General features: G+C 38.2%; 8 protein-coding genes. All 8 read right to left on the bottom strand.

From position 1 onward, the window contains the following. Window positions 1-207: 207 nt before the first annotated feature. The 8 genes from ACRD7P_RS20685 to ACRD7P_RS20650 all read right to left on the bottom strand — a co-directional run bounded on the left by ACRD7P_RS20685 (window position 208) and on the right by ACRD7P_RS20650 (window position 10,647). A complete protein-coding gene (locus ACRD7P_RS20685) occupies window positions 208-846 on the bottom strand; it encodes a 4'-phosphopantetheinyl transferase family protein (RefSeq protein WP_430909696.1) in 639 nt (212 codons plus the stop codon). A gap of 91 nt (window positions 847-937) precedes the next feature. Further along, window positions 938-2,554 (bottom strand): MBL fold metallo-hydrolase, encoded by a 1,617-nt coding sequence (locus ACRD7P_RS20680; RefSeq protein ID WP_430909695.1) that lies wholly within the window; start codon window positions 2,552-2,554, stop codon window positions 938-940. Between the two features lie 399 nt (window positions 2,555-2,953). Continuing rightward, window positions 2,954-4,240 (bottom strand): glycosyltransferase, encoded by a 1,287-nt coding sequence (locus tag ACRD7P_RS20675; protein ID WP_430909694.1) that lies wholly within the window; start codon window positions 4,238-4,240, stop codon window positions 2,954-2,956. Window positions 4,241-4,374: 134 nt separating this feature from the next. After that, a complete protein-coding gene (locus ACRD7P_RS20670) occupies window positions 4,375-5,418 on the bottom strand; it encodes a cupin-like domain-containing protein (RefSeq protein WP_430909693.1) in 1,044 nt (347 codons plus the stop codon). Window positions 5,419-5,429: 11 nt separating this feature from the next. Beyond that, complete coding sequence (locus ACRD7P_RS20665; RefSeq protein ID WP_430909692.1) at window positions 5,430-6,425, bottom strand: NAD-dependent epimerase/dehydratase family protein; 996 nt, start codon at window positions 6,423-6,425, stop codon at window positions 5,430-5,432. Then, on the bottom strand, window positions 6,422-7,999 hold the full coding sequence (locus tag ACRD7P_RS20660) for an AMP-binding protein (RefSeq protein ID WP_430909691.1): 1,578 nt from the start codon (window positions 7,997-7,999) through the stop codon (window positions 6,422-6,424). Before ACRD7P_RS20660 ends, ACRD7P_RS20665 begins: the two co-directional genes overlap by 4 nt. Window positions 8,000-8,268: 269 nt before the next feature. Then, complete coding sequence (locus ACRD7P_RS20655; RefSeq protein WP_430909690.1) at window positions 8,269-9,597, bottom strand: cytochrome P450; 1,329 nt, start codon at window positions 9,595-9,597, stop codon at window positions 8,269-8,271. Window positions 9,598-9,606: 9 nt separating this feature from the next. After that, window positions 9,607-10,647 (bottom strand): 3-oxoacyl-[acyl-carrier-protein] synthase III C-terminal domain-containing protein, encoded by a 1,041-nt coding sequence (locus ACRD7P_RS20650; RefSeq protein ID WP_430909689.1) that lies wholly within the window; start codon window positions 10,645-10,647, stop codon window positions 9,607-9,609. Between the last annotated feature and the right edge of the window lie 510 nt (window positions 10,648-11,157).

Genomic DNA, 11,157 nt, shown 5'->3' with positions numbered 1-11,157 from the left:
AATATTTAAAGTTAAAAAAAATAGCGGGGGCATGCCCCCGCTATTTTGCTACTTACACACTTTATGAGATAGTCCTGCGATTCTAGGGCGTGCATTACGCCTCTTTGTTCGTTGAAGTTATTTTTATTCCGAATAGTAGCTACATGCCAGGTGTTCTTCCGCTTACGCAAGTCAGGACCCTTTGCCTTTGGAGACAGGGTTAAATCATCAATTAAAAAGTACTTCTTCTGGTTTGAGAGGTGTCGATAGTGCTTTATCCGTAGCAATATGTACGCTGTAGTTTGCATCGATTTTAAGCTCGGTAATGTGCCAAATGCGATTGCCTACCACTGCGGTATTCCCAAGCACATTAATACTCTTTAAGGGTATGCTCAACCCTTTACCGTCTGCTTTTATCACAGCTTCTTTTCTGGTCCAAAGACGATAAAACCAGTTGTATTTTTCATCTTTCATGATTAAGCTATGCTCACTCTTTGTCCATACCCCTGAAAAATCTTCTTTCGATATCGGCTTTATGGCTTCTACGTCGATACCTAGTTCATACGAATCACTCAAGGCGCACAGCACCATGTTCCCTGAATGGGTAATGTTGAAGCTCAGGTCAGTATCAAGATAGGGCTTATTGAAAGGTGTATATTTGATTCTTGAAAGCAACGCCTCGGTATACCCGTATTTTTTTACACCTTCTAAGAGTAGTAGCTTACCAAATAAACGGAGGTTTCGATCTTTTGAATATCTAAATTTGGTTACGTGGTTTTGATGGTTTTCAGGTAGTAAATTTAAATATTCTTTAAAGCGTTGTTCGGGAAAAGCAGCGGGTATATGGCAAAAGAGGACCGTAAGCACTTTTAGAAACTAAGTAGTTATATTTCTGTAAACCACCCACAAAACAACGTGCTAATTCAGAGTTTGCAGGTGGTTCTCAGCAAATTATACATTAAACAAGCTCAGCACTGACTTCCTTATTGTAGAAAAGCTCCTTCTCCCCGAACAATCGTTCTGAAATAATATCATTTTCATGACAATACTCAACCAACATGTTCGATTGAACAATAGGGTGGTCTTCATCTGTATATTGCTTGCTGCTTATAAATTTTAACCAAGGCTCAAGTCCCATCGCATATACATAAACCTCTTTAGGATTAAAAGCATCGACAAGGTTTCTTCCTCGTTCAAAATTAGATCCGGATAAGGTTCTAGATCTGTCTATATCTCGTGGCATTTTTTTGCTCTGCAGTGGCCCGTATAACCAACTTAAAGGCGCCCCTTCACATTCCATTCCCAAAAAGATGATATCGGCATTTCCTACAAGTTGATTTACCAGTTGATATAGTTTTGGCTCAACGTTGCAAGAATCAGCAACAAACAGCATCGAAAAGTTTCCAAAATCTACGAGGTGACATAATTTGGACTGTATATTCAAGTCGGCATGTTCGCCAATGAAAGGGATTCCCTTTAAGGTGCAATCCTCGAATTTAAGTTCTTCGAAATCACCTAATTCGATTACATTTTTAAACCCTACAGAATTAAGCATCAGCTTAAGGTTAGGATCTTGTAACGACCCTGAAGTAGTTTTTGGGGCGATTATGTTTTTGATTTTATGTCTTAATGGAAGCAGCGTTTCGAACAATATGTGGTCCTGATGATTATGGGTAAGTAAAACATAGTCAATAGTCTCAGGGAGATCCATATCGGAGAACCTTTCTACATCTTGTTGATAACCATAGTAGCTTACTACTGGGTCCACGAGAATGCTGGTATCCTTGGTCTCAATCAAAATACATGCATGGCCAAAGTACCGCATTCTTACTTTATCGCCTGTATATGGTTCATATTTCTTGGGAGCTTCATCAGTAAAGAAGGTATCGAACAACGCTTCTTGCTCGGGCTTAATAGCTAGTAATTTTTTGATTCTAAATACATCGCCTTTCGTCCTTTTCATTTTACTCAGTTCGTCGATTCCTTGATGGTTAAAGGGTATTTCCAAATGAATAATATCTTCACTTTCTAACCTGGGAGTACTTAAAACGAAAGGGCGCTCATCATTATCTGTCAACCAAAGCGCAATACTTTGCGACGCTGGTTTGTAGTATTTACTATGATAGAGAAGTGGTTCAAAAATTCGAAAGGAAGCATTGTTGTTTAGATCATATACCAGTTCTACATAACCGCGCAATACATCCGGTATTTCATCATACAACCCTTCGAGAGAGTACCCCTTATCATGTTTTTCCAAAATTCCCTCTAGGCTTTCAATCGCTTCGGCCAATTCAAACAAGTCTTGTTGACCCTCTAGCGTTTCTTTCTTCAATTCTTTTACATCGTCAACCCTTTGCCCGTTCAAATCCATAAACGGCCCTCCTAGCATGGCGGGGTTCTTGACGGCCGCGGCATGCACTTGCGGAGCTTGTATATATGAATTAATGATATTCATATGTCTCTTCTTAACGTTGAAAGCCGCGGTGGCGGGCGAGATTAGATGTGACCAAGCGTACCACTTGTCAAATAAAGGCTCAACGACTACGTTCGTTTTCAGGTATTTTTCGGTGCTCATAATTTCAAAATCATTAACAGTGTTTAACAGATTAAATGTAGGTAACCAACTTGGTAACTATCATAGGTGCAAACCCTCTTTTTCAAAGTCATGTTTTGAGTTTTTTCAAAAAAATGGCACATAAATATTTGTTTTACAATGTTTTACGAATGCTAACGTAGGTCTATCAACCCCTTGCTATTTTGTTTGTCAGTGCCCTTATGATAGGCCATACCGCTGTGAAAAGAGCGCTGGGCAACCAACGCTGCAAAGAGTTCATTGATTTAGCCCACTGATACAGTGTTGAGCAAATAAGTTTTCAAATTAATATGGAGGCCTAACCGTAAGGGGAGCTATCCTATGTATATACCAACTTCCATATGCCATCACTTTCTAGAATGGTATTCATAAAAAGTTTGATCAAGTATGGCTGTTTGTTTTAGATGGTTCAGGTTGGTGGTTAAAATAAGCTTCAATTTTCATTGCAGCGTCAAGAACTCCATTTTCTTCATTGATCTTGCTGCCTACCGCTTTAGCATTTTCTACATAATAGGGTTCTTGTAATATTTTTATCGCTTTCCGGATTTTCTTGGCAGAAATTTTGTTAAAAGGAATATGGAGGCCCACGTTATTTTTTTCGATTAATTTTCCGTTGTAAGGTTGGTCTGCCAAAATAGATAAAATAAGTATCGGAATTTGACCTCTTAGGACCGAACCCATAGAACCGTGCCCGCCATGGTTTATGGCTAGTTTGCACTGCGGAAATAACCAATCATGGTTCACATATTTTACGGGAAAGAGATTTGGATGTTTAGGTAAGTTTGGTAGTACCGACCAGCCCAATCCAAAAATGATACGTTCTCGAGTGTTGTTCAAAAGGTCAAAAAGAATGGTGCTGAATTTTTTTACATCAGGTATGGGAATACTACCAAAACCAATGTAGATTGGTTTAGTTCCATTTGCTATCCAAGCTTCAAGCCCTTCGGGTATTTCGTCCATAATGTGTTTTTCCCTGTCTTTGGGAGGGAGTTTAAAAATACCGGTAATATGAACATTTGAGGGCCAATCAGTGGGTTTGGAGATGAGCGCGTTGCTCATCGTGTAGAAAGTAAGTGTATTGGATGTTACATATTTTTCCCAGACATTGAACAAGGGGAGCTGTAGTTTTTTGCGAAAATCGTTGGTTTGTTTTTTTATTATAAGCCAGAATATATATGAGAAACGATACGACAGTTTGTTGAAGAAGGCTATTTTGGAAAAATTAAATAGCGGCAAGGGAAAGTCCCTAGTGGGAATACTTGGCATGCTTAAAAATACAATTGCGCATTTCTTTCGTAACTTTTCACATATTGAATATACAATGGCGGTAGACATTGAGCCTGATATAATGTGATCCACATGTTTACAAGCTTCATAAATTTCTAGATTCGCTTTTTCACTAATTTCTGCCGTGGCTTTGTTGTAATGATAAAAAAAACGAAAAATATTACCTCCTTTTAACAATTTAAGAGCCTTAGGGGATCGGGCTATCGCCTCAATGTCGCCAGAAAGAGGTACAAACGGTAAATGAAAGCCCTCTACAAAAATTCTAAAATTTTCGGGAGCTACTAATGTAACGAGATTTCCTCGTTTTGTTAGTTCTAAGGCAAGGGCGACCATTGGTTGCACATCACCTCTTGTTCCTTGGGCAACTATTCCATAATGCATTCTGTACAATTTTTAAGATTCTGATTTATTCAATACATCGAGATGTATACCTGCCTGCTAGCAAAATAACATGTTGAACCTCCCTTGGAAAGGTTGCGAACGTGGCGCGCGGTTGTTTGCTTTCTTCGACAAGGTTATCTTTTGTTTTCAACAAAAATGGACTCTACCGAAGTTCTATCGGTACTCCATCCATTTTTTTTCATGGCTATGGTATAATCCCATATTTTTTTGCTTCCCAAGGCCTGTAGGGTAAAGAGCGGGTTGCCTTTAAAAATGTTTCTATAGTTAGATCCTCGGCTGGCCACCCCAATAGAGAAACCAATATTATCTACCGAGTGCCACCACCATTGCGGAACTAAAAGTCCATCACCAGGGTTAAGCGTAAGCTCTATTTTCGGTACATATTTAAACAAAGGATACCCTTCCTTATCCAATTGCTCGAAGGGTTTATTGTAGTCAAGATCTGTTGCTGCATATAACATATCTTTTCTATCCAATATATGTAACCATTTTGAATACCTGGGGTCTATCAAAGTCCATTTCTTTTGCCCCGTAACCTGTGTGAACATGTTCGTAGTCAGTGCGCAATGTAGGCCGCTTCTTGCTCTTGAATTTGAAATAAAAAATTGCGTTGATATGATTTTTCGATTGGCGCGTAGATGTGTATAATTACTCAATTGTTTTATGTTGAGGTCATCCCTCAACTCGGGGTTGTTATTGGCAATGTCTTCTATATTGGAAGCATACACATCCTCTCCTTTGTTTAGGGCGCCGATGAAATCTTTTAATTTGTATTTTTCAAAAAACACGGTTTCTTCACTAATGGTACTAGTATTAAGTCTTACAGGGATGATTTCTTCCCCATAATTTTCTTCAAAATAAGCGCTATCCCATTTTTTCAATGCTGGCCAATCCTCGGCAAACCCTTCAAGTACAATGGGTTTGTTCGTTGCTAAAAAGTGTTTTTTAAAATCTTTTAAATTCAGCTCTTTAAAAGGGATTCGTGTTACATGGCCCGTTTCTCCATAGTCGAAGGTTTTAGAAGCTTCCAGCAACTTATTTTCGGCTTCCTTGAATCGGTTATAAGACCATTCATTGCCGATGTAATATCTACATAAGTAAGCGAACCAGTAGTTAAGGTTGTTGGGAATACTTGAGTGTAAAGTATTTTTTTTCATAATTTCCTTTTCTAGATTATTTTGTTGATTTTAGACAAGTATTTTTTAAATTCTTTTTTCCCTTCATCTAGATCGTATTTTTCGTAATAGCCAAAATCTCGTTTTGCCTTTTCTATAGAATAGTAATGGTCATTGGCAATTTCGCAAACCATATATCTGGTGAAAGGTGGCTCAGAAGATATATTGGCCGTCTTATAAATAGTCTCTATAATGCTAGAAAGGTAGAATGCAATCCGCTGGGGCACCTTTTTGGTAGGCATAGAATACCCTAGTTCTTTCGTATTCTCCTCGATCCAAGTCCAAGGGTTTACAGGTTTTTCATCGTTAATAAAGTATACATTGCCTCCAATGCCGTGAGTCAACGCAGCTTGTAAATGTGCCCAGGCTACATTTTTAACATAGGCCACACTTATTTTGTTTTTGCCATTGCCCACAATCTTCAGCGTTTTTCTCTTTAGTTTTTTTAAGATTCTGGGGAAAATATGAACATCGCCATGGCCCCAAATAGCCTGAGGCCTAATACTGACTGTTTGAAGGGAGGAGGTATTCGCTTCAATAATTATTTTCTCCGCAATGCTCTTTGTCTTTTGATAGTTGTTAAAAAAGGAAAGAGGCGTTTTTAATTCTTCGGTACCGTTCTTTACTGATTTTTTGGATAGAACAATGCTAGGGGAAGAAGTATAGATCAGCTTCGATACACGATGTTTTTTACAAGCTTGTATAACATTATTGGTTCCGATTACATTTGGTTTGTAGTAGGTGTGATAAGCACCCCAAATCCCTGCCTTTGAAGCTAGGTGAAATACATACTCTACGCCGGTCATAGCATAATCTACAGTCTCTTTGTTTGTGATGTCGCCCAAAATGAACTTTACAGAATTTGGGGTCCAATTCTTCGGTTTGTTTCTGCATAAAATGGTTACGTCCATGTGGGAAAGTAACAATTCTTCGACCAAGTGTTTGCCCAAAAATCCTGAGCCTCCGATTACCAAAGCTTTTTTTTTCATATTGTTGTAATTCTTTGTGTGGTTGCCCAGTGTTGAATTTTAATCCGGTCTAATTTGGAATAGTGCCTTTTGTCAAAGGGAAAAGGCTTTGGGTATAGCAATAGTTGGGAAAATGTGCAATCTATATCTGCTACCTCGTTTAGATTACCGAGAAATTCTTGACGCCCCATTTTGAGAGAACGAAAGTATTTTTTTTCCAAAATCAAACAGAGATTTCCTTTTACGACAGCGATAGAGCAAAAATTACCATTGATGAATTGCTTGATTTGTTTTTCAATGGGAACCGGATAATACCGTTTACCATTGAACTCTATTGCATGACTTATTCTGCCGTAGTACCAGAGCGTATTGTCACCATCAAGATAACCGTAGTCTCCAGTAGGGTGCCATTGGTTTTCATGGGTGTTGAGTTTCGTTAAATTTACAGTGTTAATATAACCAGGGGTTACCTGTTTTCCTTTGACTAGAATTTCTCCAATTTTATAGGTAGTACAAGGAATATTGCTTGTTTTTTTCTGCAGAGGTTTGATACGTATTTCGGTGTTTTGAAAGCTATTCCCGATCAAGGTTCCGGGGTTGTGATAGTTGCTTAGATCAGAAGTGCTTTTGTAATAACTGATTGGAAGCGCTTCAGTAGCCCCGTAGGTGATGTAAAAACTACCACTCAAAAGCAACTGTTGCATTTTTGCGATTAAGTGCTCTCCTATCGGGGCTCCCCCGCACAAAATGGCATCTATATTTTGAATTTTCACTTGTTTTGCATAACAGTGTTTGGCAAGATTCTTCCACGTTAATGGAGAGCCAAATGAATAGTTGATACGAAATGATTTGGCAGTCTCGATGATGATCTTAGGGGTAATCTTTTTTGGCTTTGAGATATCACATTTGGGCCATATGGTCGTATAGCCCATAACTGGTCCATAAATTAAAAGCAATGGGAATAGGGCAAAACAAGTAGTATTTTTTCCATTTCCTACGATTGTTTCAATAGAATTAACTTGGGCTTTTAGGTTTTGATGGGTCCATATGGCCCCCTTAGGAACACCAGTACTTCCGCTTGTATAAAAAACCCCTGCTATCGTCGCTTTCCGATCAGGAGGATGGTCACCGTTGGTTTGTATTCTCTTTCGGCCTTGTTTCTTTAGTAAACCAAAGGTGATTACCTTGCACACCTTTGTTCGCCGTACTAAAACCTTCACCAATGGCATTAGTAAAGTTTTTGTAAACACAATATCCGCCTTGCTATTTTTAATGCAGGTAATGCTATGGTCAATGCCAACATTCGGGTCAATAAAAACAGGAATAACCCCACTTTTGAACATCGCAAAAATGAGGCTAAGAACTTCGGGTGTTAAAGGATGCAATATGATCACACGCTTCCCTATTAGTTGAGCATCTTCTAATTGCTGCGCAAAAGAGGCCAAGGATGTTACGAGTGCTTCATAAGTAACCGTTTTATATTGTGCAGGTTCAAATACATTTTTTTTTATTTGCAATAGATATGCCGCCTTGGTAGCATCCTTGAGATAATTTTGATAGATGCAGGAAACAATATTATCTTTAGTTATCTTCAAGTGAATCATTTTAAACCCGATTATATAGTATGTTGTATTTGTTGTTAAGGATAGTTGTTGTGTTTTTGTATGCCTTAGGGGTGTATCTTTTCAAAGAATCTCTTATCAATGGGTATCTGTTGTTTGCGATTTATTTTTTGGTATTTCTAATTCACATCGTACATCTAAGGCATTTCAAGAAAAAGGAATCTTCGAATGTTTCATGGCTTTTGGTTTTAGATATCTTAGTTTTCGGAATGATTCCCATATGGCAATGGAATAAAAAAAAATTATGACCTTCGTTTGATTCCTAATTCAATACCGTTTTCGGAATAGGTGGTAATCGAATATTTAATCTTAGGCTTAAAGGCAGTATTTTTTAGGAACTCGAACTTTTGAAGGATCATTACAAGTGTTATCTTCATTTCAATCATTGCTAAGTGTAATCCTATACACGTTCGTTGACCTCCCCCAAAAGGGATATAGCTATCGGGTTGAATTTTGTCTTTGTTTTCAGGTAAAAAACGTTCAGGTGCATACGCCTCAGGATTTTTCCAGAGTCTTTTATCCTTATGGATCAGTATTGGGCAAAAGATGATGGTGCTATCTTTTTTTAAGTTCTTTTCGTTAAAGACCATATCTTCTTTACTTTTTCTTGTAAAGATCCAAGCGGCAGGCACTAACCGCATGGTTTCTTTAAGAACACAATCTAAATATTGTAATTCCATAACCTTTTTCGAAGAAGGGTCGTTTTGCCCAAAAGAAGTATCGATTTCCTTTTGTAGTTTTTTATATACATCCGGATTTTTCGTGAGGTAATACAGCGTCCAACTAATCGTATTAGCAGTGGTTTCATGACCGGCGACAATTAGGTTCAGAACCTCCATTACCAGCTCGTCGCCTTTTAAATCTGTTTCGGTGTCTTCTGAGGTTTCCTTTAATATTCGACCTAAAAGATCATTGTATTCGACGCCCGACGATTTTCTTTCTTCAATAATGTCTTTCACAAAAGATAACAGGCGCTTTTTATTTCTTTTCATTTTCAGGTTGGCCAGGGTGGGTGTGTTGGGATTGGAAAGAAAGGGAATAGGAGGGTTTTCTACGTAGCTGCGCATGTTGTTCAGCCAATGTTCTATGTTGCCCGTATGTTTGTCAAAATCTTTATTGAAAAAAGCCATTCCAATAATATTGATGATAAGTCGATTGAATATGGGGGAAACATTAGTTATGAAGTATTCTTTGTCCTGTATTTGCTGATTAATTTCGTCTATGGTTTCGGAAATTTTGATTTTCATTAGTGAGAACAGTGAAAGACTGTTTTTTTTGGTGAAAGAAGGGTTTAGCAGTTTTCTTCTCGGCTTCCATTTTTCGTACTCCGAAATAATAATGCTCTCACCAAGGGCATTGTGTAAATTTCTTACCAGATTGGTTTTTTTGCTAAATGATTTATTGGTTCCTAGTAGTACCCGTTTAACTTGTTTAAGATCGTGAACAAAGAAAAAGTTGACCAAACCTTTGTACTGATAAAAATCTCCAAATTCCTGCTGATTTAGTTGTAAGAACTTTTGGAAATTTGCGAACATTAGGTAGCTCTTGTAGAAGAGGCGTGGATCTTTCATGTAAAAAGATTAAAATTTGAAATCAGTAACCGAAAGTGACATGCCAGCAGCAGCCATCCAAGCACTTACTTTCATATTTCTTTTAAGTTTCCCTTCCTTTCTCGCCAAGTACATTCCCACTGGCAAAGAACTGCTTACTAAATTTCCGTAGTCTTGAAAAATGTGATAATAAGGGACTTTGAGTTTTAATCCTTGTCCAAATTTGTCCCATGCAACTTTGCTATGGGTATGTGGGAAAACAATATCCGAAAGTTCCCTTTTTTCTAAACTTTCCACAACCATATCCCTTAGAATCGAAGAACCGCCCTTATGCAGTTTTAAACCGTAGGAAATAAACTGGTTAACAACGAAATCTTGACCGTTCAACCCGTATTTAGTCTTGTCCTCGCTAGAAATGTTTGCGGCTGTCATAAAACAACAATTTGCATGCTGCGGCAGCCCTACTATTTTTTGTTTCCACTTATGCTCACTTGCTGTAAAAATGGTAGCAGTTGTTCCTTCTCCTACTGTTAAGGTCGAAAAAGCATATTCTAGATTTTTGATATCGCTAATTTGAAAGCTTGACAAATGTTCGTCATCATGAACCATGAACTCCGATGTGATGACCAAAATGTTTTTATAGCTGTTAGTTTCGAGGTATGCTTGGGCGATATGGGAAGCCCTTACAAAGCTGTTGCACGCCTCTAAAACATCAAAACACTCAATGCTTTTAAAACCCAATGCTTTAGCAATAAAAAAAGAATCTCCGGGTTCCTTGAATTGTTTGTGTACACTTGCGTATAGTATTAGATCAATGTCCTCTCTGAGTAAGTTCGCGTCTATCAATGCATTGTCAATCGCTTCTGAAATTAGGTCGATTCTACTTTCATTTTTCGATAACCATCGCCTGGTTTTTATCTCGGTTGAATTCAATTTATCCAACAAAGCCTCTCTTGGAATACTTAAACTGTAATTATACTTTTTTCTTGACTCTTTTTCCAGTATTTCAATTACTTCTTGATTGGTAACAATAGTGGAGGGAAATACAGCACTTAAACCGGAGATTTTCATAGCATGTTTCGTTTTTACGCACGTTAAATGTAGAGAACCAGCCTGTTTGGGATTATAGGTGCAAACCCTCTATTTAGGAAGTGGGTCATATGGTCTAGGAGGGGCGCTTTTGATTTTAATAGTCAGATTTTCAAATTCTTATGATTTTTTTTTGTGTTTTCGAAATCTTATTTTGAAGGCCGGTAGATGCACAGCTCCAGTATAAAAGAGGGTAAACACTCATGCCGATGTTGAGGGGGCGAAATTATATTTGGTTCATCCTTAAAACGACAACGGTTTCCCTATGATATATCGGGTAGGTGGCCAGTGATGTTGTACTGTTTTTAAGGGACTAATTTTTAAAAACGTAGAAGCTATGACATTATCACACTACCATTTATGCGAGGATGCGGAGATCGTATCCCCTAGTCTGCCGGGAGCCGGATCCCGTTCACTTTTGTTGCGCCAACAGGAAATCGAGGGCAGTGTGGTGTCGTACCCCCGCAATATGCCCATAGCGTTAAAGCGTGC

This window comes from Maribacter sp. 2-571 (assembly GCF_050589625.1).
GTDB lineage: Bacteria > Bacteroidota > Bacteroidia > Flavobacteriales > Flavobacteriaceae > Pelagihabitans.
Note: the sequence above shows the minus strand (reverse complement) of the source record. Positions and strands in the feature narration are given on the sequence as shown.

What these genes read in the sequence shown, in the direction of transcription:
- ACRD7P_RS20680 (WP_430909695.1), bottom strand. Translation starts at nt 2,554, where the DNA reads ATGAGCACCGAAAAATACCTGAAAACGAACGTAGTCGTTGAGCCTTTA.
- ACRD7P_RS20665 (WP_430909692.1), bottom strand. Translation starts at nt 6,425, where the DNA reads ATGAAAAAAAAAGCTTTGGTAATCGGAGGCTCAGGATTTTTGGGCAAA.
- ACRD7P_RS20650 (WP_430909689.1), bottom strand. Translation starts at nt 10,647, where the DNA reads ATGAAAATCTCCGGTTTAAGTGCTGTATTTCCCTCCACTATTGTTACC.
- ACRD7P_RS20655 (WP_430909690.1), bottom strand. Translation starts at nt 9,597, where the DNA reads ATGAAAGATCCACGCCTCTTCTACAAGAGCTACCTAATGTTCGCAAAT.
- ACRD7P_RS20675 (WP_430909694.1), bottom strand. Translation starts at nt 4,240, where the DNA reads ATGCATTATGGAATAGTTGCCCAAGGAACAAGAGGTGATGTGCAACCA.
- ACRD7P_RS20670 (WP_430909693.1), bottom strand. Translation starts at nt 5,418, where the DNA reads ATGAAAAAAAATACTTTACACTCAAGTATTCCCAACAACCTTAACTAC.